The 22,782-nt window shown below is 59.3% G+C and carries 13 protein-coding genes; 10 read left to right on the top strand and 3 right to left on the bottom strand.

The window, feature by feature from the left end:
• Nucleotides 1-25: 25 nt before the first annotated feature.
• Complete coding sequence (gene pstS, locus CPter91_RS01370; protein ID WP_061935978.1) at nt 26-1,081, bottom strand: phosphate ABC transporter substrate-binding protein PstS; 1,056 nt, start codon at nt 1,079-1,081, stop codon at nt 26-28.
• A 288-nt stretch (nt 1,082-1,369) separates the two neighbouring features.
• Nucleotides 1,370-9,514, bottom strand: a complete 8,145-nt coding sequence (locus tag CPter91_RS01375; RefSeq protein ID WP_082792532.1) for an autotransporter-associated beta strand repeat-containing protein — start codon at nt 9,512-9,514, stop codon at nt 1,370-1,372.
• Between the two features lie 620 nt (nt 9,515-10,134).
• On the opposite strand from CPter91_RS01375, the gene CPter91_RS01385 reads away from it, so the two are divergent.
• From CPter91_RS01385 to CPter91_RS26365, 9 genes are all read left to right on the top strand, one after another.
• On the top strand, nt 10,135-10,647 hold the full coding sequence (locus CPter91_RS01385) for a GAF domain-containing protein (RefSeq protein WP_061935983.1): 513 nt from the start codon (nt 10,135-10,137) through the stop codon (nt 10,645-10,647).
• Nucleotides 10,648-11,047: 400 nt separating this feature from the next.
• Entirely contained in the window at nt 11,048-13,558 is a 2,511-nt protein-coding gene (locus CPter91_RS01390) for a type VI secretion system Vgr family protein (protein WP_061935986.1), read from the top strand.
• Nucleotides 13,558-14,367: a DUF4123 domain-containing protein gene (locus tag CPter91_RS01395; RefSeq protein WP_061935989.1), complete on the top strand. Its 810-nt coding sequence runs from the start codon at nt 13,558-13,560 to the stop codon at nt 14,365-14,367. The genes CPter91_RS01390 and CPter91_RS01395 overlap by 1 nt, the downstream gene beginning before the upstream one ends.
• Before the next feature lie 80 nt (nt 14,368-14,447).
• A complete protein-coding gene (locus tag CPter91_RS01400; protein ID WP_150119601.1) occupies nt 14,448-14,894 on the top strand; it encodes a hypothetical protein in 447 nt (148 codons plus the stop codon).
• Nucleotides 14,895-15,001: 107 nt separating this feature from the next.
• On the top strand, nt 15,002-15,370 hold the full coding sequence (locus tag CPter91_RS01405; RefSeq protein ID WP_150119602.1) for a hypothetical protein: 369 nt from the start codon (nt 15,002-15,004) through the stop codon (nt 15,368-15,370).
• On the top strand, nt 15,360-17,408 hold the full coding sequence (locus CPter91_RS01410; RefSeq protein ID WP_061935998.1) for a phospholipase effector Tle1 domain-containing protein: 2,049 nt from the start codon (nt 15,360-15,362) through the stop codon (nt 17,406-17,408). The genes CPter91_RS01405 and CPter91_RS01410 overlap by 11 nt, the downstream gene beginning before the upstream one ends.
• Before the next feature lie 34 nt (nt 17,409-17,442).
• On the top strand, nt 17,443-17,709 hold the full coding sequence (locus CPter91_RS25505; RefSeq protein WP_082792536.1) for a PAAR domain-containing protein: 267 nt from the start codon (nt 17,443-17,445) through the stop codon (nt 17,707-17,709).
• Nucleotides 17,710-17,713: 4 nt separating this feature from the next.
• Nucleotides 17,714-19,078 (top strand): hypothetical protein, encoded by a 1,365-nt coding sequence (locus CPter91_RS01415; RefSeq protein WP_061936001.1) that lies wholly within the window; start codon nt 17,714-17,716, stop codon nt 19,076-19,078.
• A gap of 56 nt (nt 19,079-19,134) precedes the next feature.
• Complete coding sequence (locus CPter91_RS26365; RefSeq protein ID WP_150119603.1) at nt 19,135-20,169, top strand: hypothetical protein; 1,035 nt, start codon at nt 19,135-19,137, stop codon at nt 20,167-20,169.
• 158 nt (nt 20,170-20,327) lie between these two features.
• On the opposite strand, the gene CPter91_RS01425 is transcribed toward CPter91_RS26365, so the two are convergent.
• Nucleotides 20,328-21,254: a LysR substrate-binding domain-containing protein gene (locus tag CPter91_RS01425; RefSeq protein WP_061936007.1), complete on the bottom strand. Its 927-nt coding sequence runs from the start codon at nt 21,252-21,254 to the stop codon at nt 20,328-20,330.
• A gap of 182 nt (nt 21,255-21,436) precedes the next feature.
• On the opposite strand from CPter91_RS01425, the gene CPter91_RS01430 reads away from it, so the two are divergent.
• Entirely contained in the window at nt 21,437-22,759 is a 1,323-nt protein-coding gene (locus CPter91_RS01430; RefSeq protein ID WP_061936009.1) for an MFS transporter, read from the top strand.
• Nucleotides 22,760-22,782: the final 23 nt, after the last annotated feature.

The following is a 22,782-nucleotide window of genomic DNA, read 5'->3' on the forward strand; positions in this document are numbered from 1 at the left end:
GGGCGCAGACAGGTTCGAACTATACTTATTTCAGGAAAACCGGCATGGCCAGCTGCTTGCCGCTGGCGTCCACCACGTTACCCATTTCATGTACTACCCGTGCCTGCACATTGTCCGGCAGGCGCACGTAATCCAGGCTGTTGGCGATGGTGTCGCCTTCCATGAAGGCCCAGGTAAAGAACTGGATCACGGCCTTGGTCTGTTCCGGCTTGCTGGTGACGCGCGGTACATAGACATAGGTGGCGCCGGTGATAGGCCAGCTGCCGGAGCCCGGCTTGTCGGTCAACATTTCTTCAAAATTGCCGGTGGTTTTCCAGCTGCTGTTGGCCAGCGCGCTGCTGAAGGAATTGGCATCCGGCCGCACGTACTGGCCGTCGCGGTTTTTCATCTGCGCATAGTTGAGATTGTTTTCGATGACGTAGGCGAACTCTGCGTAGCCAATCGCGCCCGGGGTCTTTTTCAAGGCGGCCACCAGGTCGTTGCTGCCTTTCAGCGCCTTGATTTCGGCTTGCCAGGGGATGCTGAAGTTGCGGCCATACTGCTGCTTCCATTCCGGGCTGACGGCGCTGAAATAGTCGGTCAGGGTATACGTGGTGCCGGAGCCGTCGGCGCGCGCCAGCGGCACGATGCGCAGGTTAGGCAGCGTCAGCTTGGGATTGTCCCTGGCGATGACAGCATCGTTCCATTTGTCGATCTTGCCCAGGTAGATGCCGGTGATTGCCTCGGCCGTCAGGCGCAGCTCGCCATCCTTGATGCCGGGCAGGTTAATGATCGGCACCACGCCCGAGATCACGGTCGGGAAATCCAGCAAGTTGGATTTCTTCAGATCGGCAAGCGACATCGGCGCATCGCTGGCGCCGAAATCGGTCGCGCCTTCCTTGATTTTCTTGATGCCGGCGGATGAGCCGACCAGCTCGTAGGCCAGCTTGTTGCCGGTTTTCTTGTTATAGGCCGCATCCCATTTCAGGTAGAGCGGCGCAGCGGCGGTGGAGCCGGCGCCGTTGATGTCGGCGGCATGGGCGGTGACATGGGATACGCCCAGGACAAGCGTGCAGGAGAGTACAAACAAATATTTCAACATTTACAACCTTACGCGTGAGTGTCTTCGAGAGCTGCAGCAAATTCGGTATTTCGTACAGCTTGTCTGGTTAAGCAGAGCGGCATTTTCGCAGAAATGCGCGGCAAACTGTATAAACGAATTCAGCGGTGTTGCGTCGGCAACAGCTTGGCGCAGAGGGAAGAAAAAAGCCCGCACCTTGACGGTAGCGGGCTTGGCAGGCGGGAGGATCCGCCTGATGTTGTTGCTTCAGCACTTTCTGCTGTCCTGCAAGCCGCGGCCTGCAGGGGCTTGCGCCTCAGCTGCGGTGTATCAGAATCGCCACAGGATGTTGGCCTTGATGGCGTTGTCCCGCACTTTGTTGCCGAACTGGCCAGAATAGCCCAGGCCCAGCGTCACGCTCTTGCTGACGTCGACGTCGATGCCGGTTTCCAGCAGCGCGCTGTCGCGCGCGACCGGCACGCCGCTGACATTGAATGCCGCTGCACCGTTGCTGCTGAACGCCAGCTGGGTGGTGGGAGTAACGTCGCCGAAGGCATGGCGCCAGCCGACCGTGCCGTACACCGCCACGGTGGAGTCGGCAGCGCCGAGGCGGCTGCCGACTCTCAACCCGAGCGTGGAAAACGTCACGTTCTGGCTTTGGCTGCTGCTGGTCAGCGCTGCCGGGCCGCCGCTTTCGCTGAAGCTGTCGCCATGCACGTTGACATAGGCCAGGCCGGCGAACGGCTCCAGCGCCACCTGGCCGGCGGCGATGCCGTAGCCGACCTCGCCGAACACCTGGGTGGTGTCGGCGTGATAGCTGGCCTTGGTGCTGTCGGCAAAGCTCGGGAACACGATGCTGCGGTCGGCGTCGACCTTGTTGCGGGTATAGGCGCCGCCCAGACGTACACCGACTGCGCCGAACTGCGCGCCGGCATACAGCGCCAGGTGGTAGCTGTCGACCGAAGCTGAACCGTTGGAGCGGCTGGTGTCGAACGATGAGTGACCGATGCCGCCGGCAACGCCGACGCGCCATTGATCGTTCAGCGGCGTATCGGCGCCGATGATGAAGCCGCTGCCGCTGCGATCCACATCGGCGCTGCCGTTTTCGCCGTCAAACTTGCTCTTGGCGCCGTACAGCTGGCCCCACACCACCTGGGCATTGCGGCGATCATCCTTGCAGGCGTCCTGGGTATTGAGCTGGCTGTTCGGCTGGATGGTGCTATCCGCCACGCAGCTGGCCGCGCCGCCGCCAGACAGGGCCGACAACACGCCGGAACGTGGCGCCGATCCTTGGCGCGCGCGCGCCGTCACCGCATCCCGCACATAGCGGCTGTCTTCGATCAGGACACTGTTGGCGCTGGCGTAGATCTCCCCAGACAAGCTGTCGAAGGCCGCCCGCGCGGAGGCCGGGTCGAGCGAGGTGATGGTGTCGTAGATGGTGTTGCCGCCGCCCAGGGTAGTCACCGCGCCCGCCACGTTGTACTGGTTCGAGGTAGTGGCAACCTGCTGGAACTGGACCTGGTTGCGCGCCAGCTGCAGGAACACATTGTTGGCGTCGTAGCGCAAGCTCGGCGTCAGGAACACCAGGTTGGTGGTGGTGCCGGCAAACGTGCCGCTGACGCCGCCCTTGGCGTTCAGGATGGTGTAGTTGTTGGTCGGCTTGTAGTCGCCGGTCGCCGCCAGCACCTGTACCGTGCCGCCATTCAGGGTGGCGGTGCCGGCGACGTTGATCTGGTCGCTGGTCTGCACCGTCGCCTGCACCCGGTATGTCGATCCCGGATTGAAGGTAGCGTTGCCGGCAACCGTCATGCTGCCGATCGGCTGGCCGACGCCGGCGACGGCTGCAGTGCCGCCGCTGTTGACCACCAGGCCGCCTATGGTGCCGGGACCCTGGACGGTGGCGCCGCTGTTGACGGTGACGGTCGAATTGGCGATCGAGCCGGTGACTGCCAGCGTGCCGCCGTCGACCACGGTCGGTCCGCTATAGGTGCTGACGCCGGTCAGTCCCAGTACGCCGGCGCCCAGCTTGTCGACGCCGCCGCTGCCGCTGATGACGCCGGCGAAGGTGGTGTCGTCGGAACGGTTGAAGCTCAAGGTGCCGTTATCGACGACGTTGCCGGTCAGGCTGCCGGTGGTGCCGCCATTGCCGATCTGCAGGGTGCCGCCGCTGATGGTGGTGCCGCCGCCATAGTTGTTGGCGCCGGTCAGGGTCAAGGTGTCGCTGCCGCCTTTGGTCAGCGAGCCGTTGCCCGACATCACGCCGCCATAGGCGCCGCCGCCGTTCACCGTCAGCCCGCCGCTGCCGAGGTCGAGATTGCCGTTGCCGTTGAGGCCGCCCGTGGTGACCTGGTAGCCGTTCAGGTTGAGCGTGCCGCCGTTCAGCGCCAGGCTGCCGCTGCCGAGCGCCGCATTGTTGCCGACGATGATGCTGCCGCTGTTGAGGATGGTGCCACCACTGTAGGTATTGGCGTTGGCCAGGGTCAGGCTGGCGGGGCCATCCTTGGTCAGGCTGCCGCTGCCGGAGACGACATTGCTCAAGGTAAGGTCGTTGCTGCCGGCAATGGTGAGGCCTGCGTTCAGCACGACGCCATTGTTCAATGTCAGCGGCACGCTGTTGTCCAGCGTTGCCGCGCCGCCGACCGTGAGGACGCCGCTGCCGATGGCGCCGGCATTGCCCAGCACCAGTCCGCCGGCATTGAGAGTCGTGCCGCCGGTATAGGTGCTGGCGCCGCTCAAGGTTTCAGTGCCGCTACCTTGCTTGACTATCCCGCCGCTGCCGCCGATGGCGCCGCTGAAGGTTTGATTAGTGCCGTCGCCGAAGGTCAGCGTGTTGCCGCCCAGCGTCACCGTGCTGCCGGCCACGCCGGCGAGGGAACCGATGGTCTGGTTGCCTGCGCCCGAGATATCAAATCCTGCGCCCGCACCCGCGACATTCACCGCGCCGGTGGCTGCCAGGCTGCCGCCGGCACCCAATATCAGGTTGCCGGCATTGATGGTGGCGCCGCCGGTGAAGGTGTTGGCGCCGGTCAGGGTTTCAGTGCCCGTGCCTTGCTTGACCAGACCGCCGGTGCCGCCGACGACGCCGCCAAAGGTTTGATTGGTGGCATCACCGAAGGTCAGGTTGTTCGCTCCCAGCGCTACCGTGCTGCCGGCCACGCCGGCCAGCGAACCGATGGTCTGGTTGCCCGCGGCAGAGATATCGAAACCTGCGCCGGCGCCGGCCAGATTCACCGAACCGCTAGCCGCCAGGCTGCCGCCGGCACCCAATACCAGCTTGCCGGCATCGATGGTAGCGCCGCCGGTGAAGGTATTGGCGCCGGTCAGGGTTTCAGTGCCTGCGCCTTGCTTGACCAGGCCGCCAGTGCCGCCGACCGCGCCGCCAAAGGTCTGGTTAGTGCCGTCGCCGAAGGTCAGCGTGTTGCCGCCCAAGGCCACTGTGCTGCCGGTCACGCCGGCCAGCGAACCGATGGTCTGGTTGCCTGCGGCAGAGATGTCGAAGCCAGCGCCAGCGCCGGCCACATTGACTGCGCCGGTGGCTGCCAGGCTGCCGCCCGCACCTAATACCAGATTGCCGGCATCGATGGTGGCGCCGCCGGTAAAGGTGTTGGCGCCGGTGAGCGTCTCAGTGCCGGCGCCTTGCTTGACCAGTCCGCCAGTGCCGCCAACCACGCCGCCAAAGGTCTGATTGCTGCCGTCGCCAAAGGTGAGCGTGTTGGCGCCCAGCGCAACTGTGCTGCCGGCCACGCCGCTCAACGCCCCGATGGTTTGATTGCCTGCGGCGGAGATATCGAAGCCAGCGCCGGCGCCAGCGATATTCACCGCGCCGGTGGCTGCCAGGCTGCCGCCCGCACCCAGCACCAGCTTGCCGGCGTCGATAGTGGCGCCGCCGGTGAAGGTGTTGGCGCCAGTGAGAGTTTCCGTGCCTGCACCTTGTTTGACCAGGCCGCCCGTGCCGCCGACCGCGCCGCCGAAGGTCTGGTTGGTGGCGTCGCCGAAGGTCAGCGTGTTGGCGCCCAATGCGACATTGCTGCCTGCCACGCCGGCCAGAGAGCCGATGGTCTGGTTGCCTGCGGCAGAGATGTCAAAGCCGGCACCGGCGCCGGCAACATTCACCGCCACTGTCGGCACCAGGCTGCCGCCCGCACCCAAAGCCAGCGTGCCGGCATTGATGGTGGCGCCGCCGGTAAAGGTGTTGGCGCCGCTCAGGGTTTCCGTTCCCGTGCCTTGTTTGACCAGTCCGCCGGTGCCGCCGATGACACCGCCGAAGGTTTGGTTGGTAGCGTCACCGAAGGTGAGGTTGTTCGCTCCCAGCGCTACCGTGCTGCCAGCCACCCCGGCCAGTGAGCCGATGGTCTGGTTGCCCGCCGCAGAGATATCAAAGCCTGCACCGGCGCCGGCCAGATTCACCGCGCCGCTGGCCGCCAGGCTGCCGCCTGCACCCAGTACCAGCTTGCCGGCATCGATGGTGGCGCCGCCGGTGAAGGTGTTGGCCGCAGTCAGGGTTTCAGTCCCCGCGCCTTGCTTGACCAGTCCGCCGGTGCCGCCGATGACGCCGCCGAAGGTCTGGTTGGTAGCGTCACCGAAAGTCAGGTTGTTCGCTCCCAGCGCCACCGTGCTGCCGGTCACGCCGCTCAATGCTCCGATGGTCTGGTTGCCGCCTGCAGAAATATCAAACCCGGCGCCTGCGCCAGCCAGATTCACTGCGCCGGTCGCCGCCAGGCTGCCGCCGGCGCCGATCGCCAGCGTGCCGGCATTGATGGTGGCGCCGCCGCTAAAGGTGTTGGCGCCGGTGAGAGTTTCAGTGCCTGTGCCTTGCTTGACCAGTCCGCCGGTGCCGCCGATGACGCCGCCGAAGGTTTGATTGGCGCCATCACCGAAGGTCAGGTTGTTCGCTCCCAGTGCTACCGTGCTGCCCGTTGCACCGGCCAGCGAGCCGATGGTCTGGTTGCCGGCGGCAGAGATGTCAAAGCCTGCGCCTGTGCCGGCCACGTTCACCGCCACGGTTGGCGCCAGGCTGCCGCCGGCGCCGATCGCCAGCGTGCCGGCATTGATGGTGGCGCCGCCGGTAAAGGTGTTGGCGCCGGTCAGGGTTTCAGTGCCTGTGCCTTGCTTGACCAGTCCGCCAGTGCCGCCGATGATGCCGCCGAAGGTCTGGTTGGTGGCATCGCCGAAAGTCAGGTTGTTCGCGCCTAGCGCTACCGTGCTGCCGGCCACGCCGCTCAATGCCCCGATGGTCTGGTTGCCGCCTGCGGAAATATCAAACCCGGCGCCTGCGCCAGCCAGATTCACTGCGCCGGTCGCCGCCAGGCTGCCGCCTGCGCCAATCGCCAACTTGCCGGCATTGATGGTGGCGCCGCCGGTAAAGGTGTTGGCGCCGGTCAGGGTTTCGGTACCTGCACCTTGCTTGACCAGGCCGCCGGTGCCGCCGATGGCGCCACCGAAGGTTTGGTTGGTAGCGTCACCGAAGGTGAGGTTGTTCGCTCCCAGCGCTACCGTGCTGCCGGCCACCCCGGCCAGTGAGCCGATGGTCTGGTTGCCTGCCGCGGAGATGTCAAAGCCCGCACCGGCGCCGGCAACATTCACCGCCACGGTCGGCACCAGGCTGCCGCCTGCGCCCAGGGCTAGCGTGCCGGCATTGATGGTGGCGCCGCCGGTAAAGGTGTTGGCGCCGGTGAGAGTTTCAGTGCCTGCACCTTGCTTGACCAGTCCGCCGGTGCCGCCGATAACGCCGCCGAAGGTCTGGTTGGTGGCATCGCCAAAGGTCAGCGTGTTGCCGCCCAGCGCTACCGTGCTGCCGGCAATACCGGCCAGCGAGCCGATGGTCTGGTTGCCTGCCGCAGAGATATCAAAGCCTGCACCGGCGCCGGCCACGTTGACTGCTACGGTTGGCGCCAGGCTGCCGCCTGCACCTAACGCCAGCGTGCCGGCATTGATGGTGGCGCCGCCGCTGAAGGTATTGGCGCCGGTCAGGGTTTCGGTGCCTGTGCCTTGCTTGACCAGCCCACCGGTGCCGCCGATGACGCCGCCGAAGGTTTGGTTGGTAGCGTCGCCGAAGGTCAAGTTGTTCGCCCCCAGCGCTACCGTGCCGCCGGCCACGCCGGCCAGCGAGCCGATGGTCTGGTTGCCGCCGGCCGAGATGTCAAAACCGGCGCCTGCGCCGGCCACGTTCACCGCGACGGTTGGCGCCAGGCTGCCGCCGGCGCCGATCGCCAGCGTACCGGCATTGATGGTGGCGCCACCGCTAAAGGTGTTGGCGCCGGTCAGGGTTTCGGTGCCTGTGCCTTGCTTGACTAGTCCGCCGGTGCCGCCGATGACGCCGCCAAAGGTTTGATTAGTCGCATCGCCGAAAGTCAGGTTGTTTGCCCCCAGCGCTACCGTGCTGCCGGCCGCGCCGGCCAGGGAACCGATGGTCTGGTTGCCGGCGGCAGAGATGTCAAAGCCGGCACCGGCGCCGGCCACGTTCACCGCGACGGTTGGCGCCAGGCTGCCGCCCGCGCCCAAAGCCAGCGTGCCGGCGTTGATGGTGGCGCCGCCGGTAAAGGTATTGGCGCCGGTCAGTGTCTCGGTGCCTGTGCCTTGCTTGACCAGTCCACCGGTGCCGCCGATGACGCCGCCGAAGGTTTGGTTGGTGGCATCGCCAAAGGTCAGCGTGTTGCCGCCCAGTGCTACCGTGCTGCCTGCCACGCCGGCCAGGGAGCCGATAGTCTGGTTGCCGGCAGCAGAGATGTCGAAACCTGCGCCAGCTCCTGCAACATTGACAGCGCCGGTAGCCGCCAGGCTGCCGCCCGCGCCCAGGGCCAGCGTGCCGGCGTTGATCGTGGTGCCGCCGGTATAAGTATTCGCCGCCGTCAGGGTGGTGGTCGCAGCGCCGTTCTTGATCAGGCCGCCGGCGCCGGAAATCGCGCCGTTCAAGCCCAGATTATTGCTGCCGCCCAGGCTCAGGTTGGCGCCGCTGGCCAGTGTGATGGTGTTGCCTAGCGTCAGGCCGGTGCTGGTGTCCAGCGTCGCCGAGCCGCCGACCGCCAGCGTGCCGCTGCCGATGGCAGAGGCATTGCCGAGGACCAGCCCGCCGCCGTTCAGGTTGGTGTTGCCGCTATAAGTGTTGACGCCATTCAGCGTCAGTATGCCGGCATCGTTCTTGGTCAATCCGCCAGTGCCGCTGATCAAGCCCGACAGGGTCAGGCCGTTGGCGCCCTGGACCGTCAGTCCAACGCCCTGCAAGCCGATATTGTTGGCGACATTGAGGCCGGCGGCGCTGGCCTGGATGGCGCCGCCGTTGGCCGAGATCGCCCCGGTGCCGAACGAAGCCGAGTTGTCGAAAATCGCCAGGCCACCGTTCAGGGTGGCATCCTGGAAGGTCTGCGCGCCGCTCAGGGTCCAGCTGCCGCTGTTCATGCCCAGGTGCTGGAAGTTGATATAGGTGCCGCTGGTGATCGTGCCGGAGCCGCCGGTGCCGCTGCCGGTACCGGTGGCGGCATTCTGCAGCAGCAGGGTATTGTTGCCGCCGGCGCCGCCGTCGATCGTCCCGGTGGCGGCGAAGCCGAGGTTCAGGCCGACCACACTGAGCAGATTGAGGCCAAGGCTGCCGCCGGCGCTGACCGTGGAACCGGTCACCGCGGTAAAGGTGTTGGTGCTGGCGGCGCCCATCGAGACGCTGCCGGTGATGGCGCCGGCATTGACGAAGGTGTTGCCGGTGCCGGGTGTGCCGGAAGCCTCGAAAGCTACCCGGCCGTTGATGGCGCCGCTGCTGGTGTTGACGAAATTGACCTGGCCGCCACCATAGGCGGCCACCACCGGCGCGTCCGAAGCCAGCAGCGAGATGCCCAGCAAGGGTGTGCTGCCGATGGTGCCGCTGTTGGAAAGATTGCTGACGCCGCCGGTGCCGTTCTGCACCGCCAGGGCGACGCCGTTCAGGTTGGTCAGGCTGACTCCCAGCAGGCCGGAGGTGCCTTTCATGGTGCCGCTGTTGTTGACGGTGACGGTGCTGGCGGCTGCGTTGCCGATCACGGTGCCGGTCGAGAGCAGGCTGCCGATGCCGAGCAGCGAGGGATCGATGGTGCCGCCGTTGTTGAGGGTGACGTTGTTGCCAGTCAGGGTCATCGCGTTGCCGAGCAGGCCCAGCAGCACGCCGGCGCTGGCGCCGGTATTGACGTTGACGGTCAGGTTATTGGCTGCGCTGCTGTAGGAGGGCGCCAGCAGATTCGCAGCGCCGCTGCAGGTGACTGTGGCGCCGTCGGCCGGGTTGGCCGGCGTGCAGTTGGCCCAGGCGGTTGAGCCATGCAAGGCCAGCAGGCCACTGGCTGTTAGTGCTAGCAATCCCGGCAAGCGCGAGCGCGACGATGATACTGCGCCAAGCGCGGGGCCACTCGATACCAGCTGGCTGGCAGATCCCTTGCCGTTCGATTTGGCCAGCTCCGACACCACCACCAGCGCGCCTTGCGATTTGCTCCACACCACTCGATAGCTCTTGCTCATGGAATTCTCCGGAAAAAAAAGAAAAACGGTCCCTCGACGCCGGACGTAGGTGCGGCGCTTGAAACAGGGTGAAAATCAGGATTGCTGGATCTCAGGCTGAGCCGAGAGCGGGGCGCGATGCAGGGTCTGGGTAGTTTCGGATCAGCTATTCGCGGCGCCGGCAGCGGTGTCCGGCGGAGCTACCCCCAGCGCATGGCTGCGGTGACGCAGTCTTCCATGAAGTTGAACATTGCCTGCACCAAGACCGGCGCAGGGGCTGCGGTAACCGAGTAAGTCTGTCCTGTCATGACTTGATCTACTCTCCAATCTGGTTCTTACTGCAAGCTGCAGCCGGCATATTCGAGCGCAAATGTCGGTTGAAAATGTCCGGGGAGGGACAAATTGGCAACAATTAGCTGTTTGTCCAGTATAGCTAGTCGCCAAAAAAATAAAGCTGTCACTATTACCAGCTTGATATTTGGCAATGTTTATATTTGGCAACATGAAATGCGACTGTTTTGCCAGTAAAAACATCGAGCCGCCAGCGTCCCTCGGCTTCCGTGCAATCCCTCTGTTAACGCCGCAGCAAAAGAAAATCTCCGTTTGCATGTAAACTTGCAGCACATTTTCCAGGGATACCCATGTTCACTTCCAGCACTGCAGAGATTGATGTCGATTACGCTCTCCTGGCGCGCCAGGCCGCCAGCATTCTCGACAACGAACGCGACCAGAACTCCAATGCGGCGCAGTTTTCCGCTTTCGTCTACCAGACCATTGCCAACCTCAACTGGGTCGGCTTTTACTGGGTGCGGCCACGCGGTGTGGCCAGCACGCACGGCGACGAGCAAGAACTGCTGGTCGGACCGTTCCAAGGCAAGGTCGCCTGCGCCCGCATCCAGTTCGGCCGCGGCGTCTGCGGCGCGGCTGCCATCAGCCGCGAAGCGGTGCTGGTGCCGGACGTGCATGCCTTTCCCGGACACATCGCCTGCGATGCGGCGTCGAATGCCGAGATCGTGATCCCGGTGCTCAAGGACGGCAAGCTGTATGGTGTGTTCGACATCGACAGCCCTAGCCTGAACCGTTTCCGGCCGCAGGACTTGCAAGGCCTGGAAACCTTGCTGGCGGTATTTGTGGCTGCCACGGATTTCGAGTAAGCGCCCGCATGCCTGGTCCAGGCGCGACGCCGCCTGGACAGGCTAGACAGACAAGCTGACAGATCGCATTTGAAGGGCGGCAAGCTCATCTGGTTTTCTATATCTGACGTGGCTATTCAGCCGGCTTACGTTCCGAAAATAAGCGAAATCTCCCAATATTTAGCCCCGCATTTACGCGGGGCTAAATATTTTTTTGTGAAGCGATTCTCAACACGCAAAAAAGTGAAAATCGTGTGCTTTTCACCATTTCCTGGCACAAGTCGAAATATTTTAATTAAGCAATAAATGTGAACTATAGTGAAATGCCTTAAAAATGACGCTTTTTTGAGCAGTTAACTTGGGAGCAACAATTTACTGTGGCAAAATAAGTTACATGAAATACAAATCGCTGGAGCCATGAATGGAAAATGTACAGGCGCTGCTTGGGGTCAAGCAGCAAGGTCGTTTGCTTAAACTTGACACGCCACTCGGCGCCGACATCCTTCTCCCGCATCGCGTAGTTGCCCACGACCGCCTGGGCCGTGGTTATACCTACACCCTGGATGTCCTGTCCCTGCAGAGCGACATCGAACTCAAGCAACTGATCGCCCAGCCGGTCACGTTGTGGGTGCAGCAAGTAGACAAGCGCAGTTATCTACCGATGCACGGCTATGTGCACCAGGCCGGCATGCTCGGCCACGATGGTCAGTTCACGGTTTATCAGCTGGCGTTTTCTTCCTGGCTGCATTTTCTCCAATACCGGCAAGATGCCCGTATCTGGCAAGACAAGACGGCCGAAGACATCATCAGCGATGTCTTCGGCCAGCATACCCAGGCACGTGGCAATTTCCGTTTTGATCTGACGAAGCCTGCGCCGTCGCGCTCCTATTGCACACAATACGAGAGCGACTGGAATTTCGTGATGCGCCTGATGGAAGAAGAGGGCTGGTACAGCTATCACGAACAGAAGGAAGACGGCAGTGCCCACACGCTGGTGATCACCGACTCGGTGCGGCAGCTGAAGCCGCTGGCGCCACAAGAGATCCATTTCCATCGCGCCGGCAGCAACGACGAAATCGACAAGATCACGCGCTGGGGCGGCCAGCGCAAGCTGCTCAGCCGGCAGCTGTCGACCGTCACCTACGATTACAAATCCCCCAGCAACAACAAGGCCACCAACACCTACACCCTGGATGGCCATGGCGCCGTGCCGAACCAGCTGGAAGTCTACGAATACACCGGCAACTATACTTATCTGGAACGGGATCGCGGCGACAAGCTGGCCAAGATCAAGGTCGAAGCGTGGGAGTCGCAAGCGAAGCGCTATTTCGCCTGGTCCAGCGTTTCCCGCTTGGCTGCCGGCGTCGGCCGCTGGTTCAGTCTGGCCGACCATACAGATCATGACCGCGACTCTGATGAAGATCGGCAGTTCATCATCATCGGTCTGCACTGGTATATCGAGAACAATCTGCCGTTGTCGACCACCGTCAATCACTTTCCCGGCAGCCTGGAACAGCAGCTTGCCGAGGCCAAGCAGCAGACCGCCGCCAGCGACAAGAGCACGAACGAACAAAGCGGCTATTGCGTCAACAGCATCGAAGTGCAGCGGCGCACGGTCGAATACCGCAGCCCGCTGGAACATCGCAAGCCGGAGATGCATGCGCAGATCGCCACGGTGGTAGGGCCGGAGAGTGAAGAGATTTATACCGACTCCCTCAACCGCGTCAAAGTCAGGTTCCCCTGGAACCGCTTGAACCAGGGCGACGAGAAGGCCTCATGCTGGGTGCGCGTCAGCTATCCGAATGCCGGGCAAGGCTATGGCGCCCTCAATGTGCCGCGCATCAAGCAGGAAGTGGTGATCACCTTCCTGGGCGGCGATCCGGACCGCCCGTTGGTGACGGGGCGGGTCTACAACAGCGAGCAGACGCCGGATTGGCACACGGACGGCAAGCTGTCCGGCTATAAATCCAAGGAATACAAGGGCAGCGGATTTACGCAGCTGGTGATGGACGATAACACCAACCAGAACCGGGTCCAGCTCTACAGCAGCAATACCAATGCTCAGCTGAACCTCGGCTACCTGGTCGGGCAACAGGGCAATACCCGCCAGGCCTTCTACGGTTCAGGCTTTGCGCTCAATTCCGACGCCTACGGCGCCATCACCACCAACAAGGGTCTGTATATCAGCACCTTTGGCCGCCCTGGCGCACAAGGTTCGCAGCTGGATGTGCGAGAAGCGCACCAGCAGCTGGCAGCAGGCCAGGATCTCACGAAATCGCTGTCGGACACAAGCAGCAAGGCTAACGCCGAAGCGCTGGACGGCCAAGAGTCGCTGAAGACATTCACTGAGGCGACGCAAGACAAATACGAGGGCGATGGTCAGCAGCAGGCCAATCGCTTCAAGGAGCCGGTTTTGCTGGCAGCCTCTCCTGCCGGCATCGGCCTGACTACACCGAAGAGTACGCACATCCACAGCGGGGAGAACATCACGCTGTCTTCCGGGATGGATACCAACCTGGCGGTCGGCAAGAGTCTGGTCGCTAGTATCAGGGAAAAGCTCAGCTTGTTTGTGTATAACGGCGGCATCAAGCTGTTCGCGGCCAAAGGCAAGGTCGAAATTCAGTCGCAGAGCGACAGCCTGGACATCATTGCCGAGAAGGTGTTGCGACTGATTTCCACCACCGACAATATCGAGATCTGGGCCAAGAAGGAAATCACGATCGGAGCCGGCGGTTCCGCGATCAAGATCAATGAGTCCGGCATCACCGATTTGACCAGCGGCCAGCGGGTTATCCATCAAGGTGACTTCAATCTGACTGGACCAAAAACCCTACCGTTCCCGATGCCGACACTTCCCAAGAGTATATGTCTTGAATGCCTGATGAAACGCGCCATGAGCCGTTCCTCGCTCATCAGCAAAGGAGTGCAATAATGGCGCTGCCGGAATTTCTGCAGCAATGGCAAGCGCTTCCTCAACTGCCAGAGCTATACCTTTATGCCATTGTCGATTCGGCACAGGATGCCCGACTGCTCGACAGGTTGCATAAAATAACGCCAAGAGCGCAAAGCCAATGTTTATTGGCCGATGCGCAAGGACCGGAACTGAGCAAGGCCGCACCCCATTTGGTGATATTGCCGCCTGTCGCGGAAGATGCCGAAGCCTGGTTGTTGCTTTTTCGTAGTGCTGCTTCAAATCCGGCCAGCCTCACCATCATCGCCAGTCCGCAAGAGTTTGCACCGCTGCATGCGCACCTGGTGCAGTTCACGGAAATCGTTCTACCGGACGGGGACGAAATGTATTTTGCATTCTGGGACCCAGCCGTCTTGGGCACGTTGGTCGGCCAGAAAGATGACCACACCCTGCACGTGCCGGGTCCGGTACTATCGGCGCGCCAATGCAGCAAACTGCTAACGAAAATCAACGTATGGTGGTACTGGGATCGCAGCGGTAATCTGCATCAAATACGTGAGGATGTTCCTCAGCCCGATACCGATCAGGTGCAGTTGCCACTCAAGCCGACTCAAGTTCAGCTTAATATGCTGATCGAAGCCAGTGTGCCTGATCATCTGCTCGGATACATCAAGGAAACCCAGCCGGAGCTGCTGATCGACATTCCAGAAGGTGAGCGGTATATGCGTGTCGAACACTATTTGCTGGAAGCGCGCAAGCTCAACCTGCGCGGCATGCAGGACATCACCAGATATATCTGTGCGGGATTGATTTACGGTAGCCAGTTGTAGCAAAACAGCGTTATTGAGGAGTTGCTGGAAAAAGTCAAGGTCGGGCAGATCAGTTTGCCGGAAGCATTGGAGCAATTCCCATGAAATGGCGACCAAGTAAAAAAATGCTGATCTGGGTATTGCTATCGGTAGTAGTTATTTCTCTCCTGATTGCCAGCGCAAAAAATGAGGTGGTGGATCACTGGCTGGAGCCGTTGCTCATGCTACTTTTGATTTTCGGCACCCCGCTGCTGGTTGCCTGGTTATTGTCGAGAGCATTTGGCAAAAATTATATAGCGCAGCATTTCGTCGCTATTTGCCTTTGTATCTTATCGATAACCGGGATGTGGTTAGCCATACCCATTTTCTTCGCTCCCATCGGCGTGCTCCTTTCAATTTTTGGTTGGTATAAATTCAAACGTCAGATGGATCAAAAAGGTGAGACAGGGTATTGGCGCGCTGGTTTATTGAATGCGCTGCCGCTGCTATGTACGATAGCGATTACCACTTTCGAATATCACATGCTCAGTACTGCAAATTGGAATTAATGATGAAATTTAATGTTCGCCGCAAATTGCTTACGAACCTAGTTGCCGCTGGAGTCTTTGTTCCGCTCGTCGCTTGTGGGAAGAGCAATTTCATAGGAAATATTTTCATGAAAAAAGAAGTTGTTTTGGATGTTGTGTTGTTTAGTTATTTGGATATCGCCATTTTTGATGTGTATTTGAACAAAATCGACATTGGGGTAGCCAATTCATATGGCGGAGGAAGGGCTGTTATGACAGCCGTTACAATCCCTCTCGGACCGCAGACGCTAACATGGCGCGATGCGGGTTCCGGGAAAACATTTCAGATTAAAAATTCGTTGAGCCTCACTGCTGATCAAATTTCTGCCAATAGCCAATATTTGGGTGTCCATATTTATTCTGATGGCACTGCTGAATTAGTTAGCTCTGTAAATTTTCCGGAGCCAACATCTAAAGGCGAAAAAATTTATAAGGAGAAACATCTCTATGGCCGGTGATCAAGAACAATTACAAGGTGTTATCGCTCGAAGCCGCGACGTTCCGGCAGATCCACCAACGGCGAAGCAGGATTGCTCTGACATTGTGGACATAAGCATGTTTTTCGATGGTACGGGTAACAACAAGGAAGTCGACGAAGGGCCAAAAAAATGGAGCAATCCGGCACGAATGTGGCGTTCCGCCGCACTCGCTGCTGATGCCTCTAACACGATTTATCCTATTTATGTTTCTGGTGTCGGCACACCATTTAATGGCAAGGCGACCGGCTGGCTTGATGAAATATGGAAAACAGGGCAAGACAATATTGGCGGAAGTGGTTTCGGTGCAGGCGGGACGCGCCGCACTGAGTATGGGCATAACAACGTGAATGAGACGCTTCGCAGAGTGTTGCTGAGCAATGCAAAAAAACTGGATGCCACGACCAAAGCCTATGCCGAAAAAGGCCAAAACCAGAGTTTTGCGGATGTCAGCAAAGCATTAGCCGGGCATCGTTTAATCAAAATGATTAACCTCTCGATTTTTGGGTTTTCTCGTGGAGCTGCATTAGGGCGGGCATTTTGTAATGATTTTTTAAAGGACTGTAAAACGGACAAAGACGGGCAACTGACTTACCAGAGTTATCCCCTCCGTATCCACTTTATGGGGCTGTTCGATACCGTGGCGTCGTTTGGTGTTCCCGCTGGCAATATGGATGGTCTGTTCACAGAAAAGAATCTGAAGGTGCCAGGGCAAGTAGAACGTTGTGTCCATTATGTGGCAGCGCACGAATTGCGCTTTTCTTTTCCATCGGATTTAATTCGTCAACATGGGAAACTGATGCCGAACTGGACGGAAACCATCTATCCTGGTGTGCATTCGGATGTTGGCGGTGGTTATGAGCTAGTCGATCAAGATCGTCCTAACAATTATGCTCGCATTCCGTTGCGCGACATGATGAGTGAGGCCGTAAAAGTCGGAGTTCGCATGTTGTCATACCGTGATATAGAAAAAATTGAGAAATTCAAATTCCTTTTTTCTGAACGTTTTAAAGTCGAACCCGAGACTGAGAAGGCATATAAAGATTACATGGGTGCAGTATCCCCAAGCGGCACAGCTGAGCAAGCTGTCGCTACGCATATGAAAGCGCTGTATTCAGCATACGGCACACTGGCACGAAAAGGAATTAAAACGCCAGATCACGCCACCGACATCGGGCATACGCTCGTTGGGCATGCCAGTATGGAGCGTGAAGTCAAAGCTCTGCGCAGCCGTATGTCAACTACCCGCTTGTTGCTGGATCAGGCATCGTTGCCACAGATCTTGCAATTTTCCGGAACTGTGTATGGGCAAACGGTTACCGTAGACCCTTGGCGTTTGCAGGCCTGGGACAGTACCGCCAGCGATGCGATACTAGGATTGGTAAAAAACTATATACACGATTCAAAGAGCGGATTTATGTATGGCGTTGAGCCGTTCAGTTATTTTCGTCCGCGTGGTATGACTGAATCGAGCATTAACATATTGGCAAAGGGCGTGCAATGGCTGGATCAGAATGTGGAAGCGGCCAAGAACGGTGTCATCAAGATTTACAACAGTGCTGAAGGCGTCGTTGTAGAAACCTATCAGGCAGGAAAACTGATTGCGACTCAGACTTATAAAGTGGGTGAAAAATTTACGGTCGATACTGTGCAGGCCGGAGAAAAATATGCCGTTGAGGTGTACAACACCAGCAAGCAGGTAGTGATTTCGACTGTGGATGCCGGTCAAAAAATGATTGTCTCGTCAATCAATACTGTGCAGAAGAAAGCATCGGATCTGGCGGACGCTACCCAGAAAAAAGCATCCGAGGTAGGACAAGAAATCCAGCAAGGCGCGACGAAGCTTTCAAACGAGGCCGGCCAAGTCTACGATTCGGCGAAAAAAGGCGTATCCGATATGGCGACGCAAGCTAGCCAGGGTGCCAAACAAGTATCGGATGCTGTGGGCAATAAAGTCGACGCGGGTATGAAGGTAGTTGAAGATGGCTGGAAATCTACCAAGAGCCTCTTAGGATTTTGATGTGGTTGATATTCAACAGAAAGGGGCTTAGCTAATGGCGCTTTCCATTATCCGCCTGGGCGATAAAACCACGCATGGCGGCGTCGTCATCAGTGCGTCGCCAATCCATCTTATTCACGGTCTAGGCATTGCACGGGTGGGGGATATGGTGACATGTCCGCAATCTGGGCATGGTACCAATCCCATTATCGAAGGCTCACCGACGTTTACCATCGACGGCCGTCAAGTGGCATTACACGGGCATCACAGCGCTTGCGGCTGCGCCTTGATTTCCAGCATGCCGACCGCTTCGCAAGGGTAATATTTTGAAATTGACAGCACTCTTCGTCTCTCCCAGCATTGCCGTGCGCGGCGTCACGTGGCTAATCACATTTTTGTTGCTGACCGTCCTCTGGATATTGCTGTTGCGATTCCTTCCACTGGACGGTCTGTTCCACTATCTCGGCACAGTTGGCATGACTGGTACGCAGTCCGTTATGGCGATCACATTGTTACCACCGCTGATGCTATGCGTGTTGAGCAGGGTAGCTCTGCAAGCGCTTGTCCCTGCCGTAGCCACGCCGAGCATAGCGCCTGCGCAATCGCCACCCGCGGTTATCGTCGCTGCACCTGTAGAGATGGCGCAGATCGCGGCGTGGGGTGTGGTGACGCCATTCGGTGATGCCGGTGCGACGGTGACAAGTAGTCAGGAACAAGAAAAAATCTTCCGCCCCGACAGCGTGATACGCAACATCGAAGGCCACCCAGTCCAGACGGCGACGATTGAGAATTTACCTCTGGAAATACTCGACTATCCGGTCGAGACCCGTTCTCGTGTTAAGCGTATTACCGCAATGCTGGTGACCGTGCTCAATACCCTGTTTGAGCAGCAAGCAGAGTTAACACGTTCTAGCAACGCACCGGCGACGGTCTATTGGCTGGTCCCGGAGGCGCTCCCGTTGGATAATGAAACACGTCTCCATTTTTCTATGGCCTGGACGCATTCGCACTGGCGCACTATTGACTATGATTTACATGTTTTGTCTGCTGCATCAGAAAACGCTTATGGCGCAATGAATGCATTGCAGCAGCATATGAGTAGCAAAAAAATGCCATACGTTTTGCTGCTGACGGCTGATAGCCTGGTGAATCCCGACGAATTACTTCTACCGCTGGCTTTGAATCAAGTATTTTCCAGCAAGATAACTGACGGCTTTGTCCCGGCGGAAGGGGCAGCAGGCCTGTTGTTGGTAGATGCGGCATTTGCTGCACACTCACATATGTCTGGACTTTGCAAGCCTGGCCCTGCGCAACGTGGTCTGCGCGTCTCGGATCGTACAGCGAAAGGTAACGTAGATTCCCACACATTGGCGTCCTGCATCGCCGAGGCAATGACAATGTCCAAAATGGCGGCCGGCGAAATCGGTAACGTGATTAGCGATACCGATCATCGTTTTGCACGTACAAGTGAAGTGATAGATGCTTTAGGAAAGACATTACCCGGGCTTGATCCCTTATCGCAACGGACCGCGCCTATGGCGTTTGCGGGGTCCTTTGGTGCGGCGTCGGATCTTATCCATATCGCGTTAGCTGCCGAGATGGCGACGACAACCGAACAGGCGACATTAGTTGTCAGCGTGGCAGATGCTCGGCAAACAGCAGCGATGATGATTTTGCCAGGTCAAGTCTGATAGGACTGATAGGACGACTAACTAGCAACGTTAAAATCGTTTCTGAATACCTCTCAATGACCAGCATTAAAAAAATAACATATCCAGGACTAGAGGCGCAAAACAATCAGCGACGATTGACGCTTGAAGAAATGCAGGCGATTGCCCGAGAGCGCGGCGGCCTATGCCTGTCGGATAGTTACCTCAATATTGACACGCCACTTCAATGGCAATGCGCACAATTACATCGGTGGCGCGCTACGCCCAATAGCGTAAAGCGCGGTACTTGGTGTTCAATTTGTTATCGTGGCAGTCAGCGCCAAAGCCTGGAAGAACTACAGGACTTGGCGCAACAAAAAGGCGCAGAATTACTGTCAAAGCGCACCGGCTCTTACCTAGAAAAATTGCGTTGGCGCTGCGCGCATAACCACACTTGGCAGGCTACGGCATCGCAGATACGTGCCGGCAACTGGTGTCAACAGTGTTATTACGACAGTATGCGCGGCAACATCGAGGCGATGCACGCGCTGGCCGCCGCCAAAGGTGGTTATTGTTTGTCTCCGATCTATATCGATGCTGTCACCCATCTGCAATGGCAGTGTGCGGTCGGCCATATTTGGCTGGCGAAGCCGGCAACGGTCACTACTCGCTGGTGCCCTATATGCGGTTTTGACCGCAAGCGATTAGGCATCGAGAAGATGCAGGAATTGGCACGGCAGCGTGGCGGACACTGTCTTTCTGAGGTGTACAAGAACAATGTGACGTGTTTGACCTGGCAGTGTGCCAAAGGCCATACCTGGCAAGCAAAACCCGTACATGTTCAGCGCGGACATTGGTGTCATGAATGCTATCTCGAAAAAGTGCGTGCCGGAATTTCAGAAATGCAAGAAATCGCCCAGATGCGAGGCGGCCTTTGCCTATCGGACACCTATATCAATCTTAAATCTCCGCTTAACTGGCAATGTATTGAGGGCCACATATGGGAGGCCAAGCCGGAACATATCAGGAATGGATCCTGGTGCCCGGAATGCCAGCGTATTGGGCGTGACCTGAAAAAGAAGCTGGATACCAAGAAGAAGAAAAAGCGCTTTTCCATGCCGAATTTACTGTAACTCCCCCAGCTTGCTCCAAATCCCATCAAAATGATGAAACCCTGATCCAGTCGTAGGGGGGCAGTCCAGATGTTGCTTGCTACTGCCGGTTCCTGATGATGTTCCATCATTGCAGAAAATGCAGAAGTGGACAGTCTAGCCGAGACTAGCGGGCGGACTCAAGCGCCGCTTTTTTTCGCCAGCCACTCGCGCCGCTGCCCCAATACCTCAAACAATTCCACAATGATGGCCTTGACCTTGTGCACGGCGTTGCTGAGCAATTCGGTGTCATGCCAGCACAGCGACAGCTCGCGCGAAAACAGCCGGTGATCGACCGCGGCCAGCTTGAGCTTGTGCTCGTCCAGTTCGACATGGGCGGCTGACCATGGCAGGATGGTGACGCCAAGGCGGGCGATGACGGCGGCGAACAGCAACGCCGTGGAACTCGCCTCGAAGCGTACTTCCGACGCCAGGCCGGCTTCGCTCAAGGCCCAGTCGACACGGCTGCGGATCGAGTTCGGTGCGCTCGGCAGTATCAGCGGCATGCGCGCCAGCTGGGCCAGTTTTATTGGCTTGGACGGCAGCGGGAAATCCGGCCAGGCGATCAGGTGCAAGGCTTCACTGATCAGCCGTTGTGCCGCCACGCCGCGAGTTTCGACGGCGTCTGCCACTACCGCCAGTTCCACCCGGCCGCCGCCGATCAGGCCGCTGAGGTCGGCGCTGGGGGCCTCGATCAGTTCCAGCACGATACCGGGAAAGCGCTCGCGCACCAGGCGCGCCAGCGGAATCGCCAGCACCCGCGAGGTGCTGGACGGCATGCCCACCGATACTTTCCCCTGCGGAAATTCAGCGTCCTGACGCAGCAGTTCGCGCGTGCCATCGGCTTGCCGCAGCAGCTCCAGCGCATGGCGGTACAGGGTGAGGCCGGCGGCGGTCGGAGCCACCCCGTGCACGCTGCGCTCCAGCAGCTGCATGCCGAGGTCGCGCTCCAGGTTGCGCATCTGTTGGCTGACCGCTGGCTGGGCGATATGCAGCGCTTCGCTGGCGTGCGTGACGTTGCCGCATTCAACCACTTTGACGAAATACCGTAATTGCCGCAAATCCATGTCCCGCTCCTTCAGCGTGTTGATCTTGTCGTCCTATCCTATACGTTAAGCTTATGAAGCAAGCGGAATAACATATTTTTAAATTATCGACCGTTTTTCTATACTTGTCCCACAAAACCAGCGAGCGCGGTGACCTGCCGTAGCCGCACCACAGGCCGCCACAGGCCGACAAGGAGACAAGCATGGACAAGGCAATCGGATTAACCGCGCCTGGCGTCAAGCCGCGGCGCACGCCTCTCAGCCGCGAGCAGATCGGCGGCTTCTGGGCAGTGTATTCAGGATGGGTGCTGGACGGCGTCGACTCGGTGATCTATGCGCTGGTGCTGATTCCGGCGCTGACTGAGCTGCTGCCAGCCTCGGGCATTGCCGCCACTCCCGGCAATCTCGGCATGTACGGTTCCATCCTGTTCGCGCTGTTTCTGATCGGCTGGGGTTTGTCCTTCATCTGGGGACCGCTGGCCGACCGTTTCGGGCGTGTCAAGACGCTCGCCGCCAGCATCCTGATCTACTCGGTATTTACCGGCGCCGCCGCCTTTTCCCATAATGTCTGGGAGCTGGCAGCGTTCCGCCTGATCGCTGGTATCGGCGTCGGCGGCGAGTGGGCGCTGGCTGGCACTTATGTGGCGGAAAGCTGGCCGGAGGACCGGCGCAAGATGGGCGCCGGCTATCTGCAGACCGGCTACTACGTCGGCTTTTTCATCGCTGCCTGGCTCAACTACACGATCGGCGCCACCTACGGCTGGCGCGCCATGTTCCTGTGCGGCCTGGCGCCGGCCTTGCTGGCGATCTTCACGGTGCTGCGGGTGAAGGAACCGGGCCAGTGGCGCAAGGATGCGCATAACAAGCTGGCCGCCAGCGCCACCGTGGTGCGCAGTTCTTTCCGCGAATTGTTTGCGCCGGCCTTCCGCCGCCGCACCATCACCAGCGCTTCGCTGGTCGGCGTCGCGGTGATCGGCTTGTGGGCCGGCTCGGTGTATGAAGCCAGCGCGGTGGTGACGCTGGCGACGCGCGCCGGCGTCGATCATGTTGGCGCCGTGCACCTGGCTTCTATCGGCGCGGCGATCCTGTCGTTCGCTACCATACTCGGCTGCCTGGCGGCGCCCTGGCTGGCCGAACGGCTTGGCCGCCGCGCGGCGCTAGGCATCTATTTCGCCGGCATGGCGCTCTCCATCGTGTTCGCTTTCGGTTGGGTGTTTTACCTGGCGGACGGCCTCAAGCTGTTCATGGTGTCCTTGCTGTTCCTGGGTTTTTTCGGCGGCAATTTTGCGATCTTTTCGCTCTGGCTGCCGGAGCAGTATCCAACCCGCATACGGGCCACCGCGTTTGCTTTCAACGCGTCCATCGGCCGCTTCCTCGGCGCCGGCGTCAACTTCCTGTTGGCGGCGGCGATCCATTGGCAGGGCTCGCTCGGGCTGCCGGTAGCCTGGACCGCAGCAGCTTTCGTGATCGGCCTGCTGATCCTGCCGTTTGCGGTAGAAACCCGCGACCAGCAGCTGCCGCAATAGCCGCCACCAATTGACTGGAGAAA

Source organism: Collimonas pratensis (genome assembly GCF_001584185.1).
GTDB lineage: Bacteria > Pseudomonadota > Gammaproteobacteria > Burkholderiales > Burkholderiaceae_D > Collimonas > Collimonas pratensis.

Bases quoted from the DNA above. Each gene is read 5' to 3' on its own strand.
- pstS (WP_061935978.1), bottom strand. From the start codon at position 1,081: ATGTTGAAATATTTGTTTGTACTCTCCTGCACGCTTGTCCTGGGCGTA.
- CPter91_RS01375 (WP_082792532.1), bottom strand. From the start codon at position 9,514: ATGAGCAAGAGCTATCGAGTGGTGTGGAGCAAATCGCAAGGCGCGCTG.
- CPter91_RS01385 (WP_061935983.1), top strand. From the start codon at position 10,135: ATGTTCACTTCCAGCACTGCAGAGATTGATGTCGATTACGCTCTCCTG.
- CPter91_RS01390 (WP_061935986.1), top strand. From the start codon at position 11,048: ATGGAAAATGTACAGGCGCTGCTTGGGGTCAAGCAGCAAGGTCGTTTG.
- CPter91_RS01395 (WP_061935989.1), top strand. From the start codon at position 13,558: ATGGCGCTGCCGGAATTTCTGCAGCAATGGCAAGCGCTTCCTCAACTG.
- CPter91_RS01400 (WP_150119601.1), top strand. From the start codon at position 14,448: ATGAAATGGCGACCAAGTAAAAAAATGCTGATCTGGGTATTGCTATCG.
- CPter91_RS01405 (WP_150119602.1), top strand. From the start codon at position 15,002: ATGAAAAAAGAAGTTGTTTTGGATGTTGTGTTGTTTAGTTATTTGGAT.
- CPter91_RS01410 (WP_061935998.1), top strand. From the start codon at position 15,360: ATGGCCGGTGATCAAGAACAATTACAAGGTGTTATCGCTCGAAGCCGC.
- CPter91_RS25505 (WP_082792536.1), top strand. From the start codon at position 17,443: ATGGCGCTTTCCATTATCCGCCTGGGCGATAAAACCACGCATGGCGGC.
- CPter91_RS26365 (WP_150119603.1), top strand. From the start codon at position 19,135: ATGACCAGCATTAAAAAAATAACATATCCAGGACTAGAGGCGCAAAAC.
- CPter91_RS01425 (WP_061936007.1), bottom strand. From the start codon at position 21,254: ATGGATTTGCGGCAATTACGGTATTTCGTCAAAGTGGTTGAATGCGGC.
- CPter91_RS01430 (WP_061936009.1), top strand. From the start codon at position 21,437: ATGGACAAGGCAATCGGATTAACCGCGCCTGGCGTCAAGCCGCGGCGC.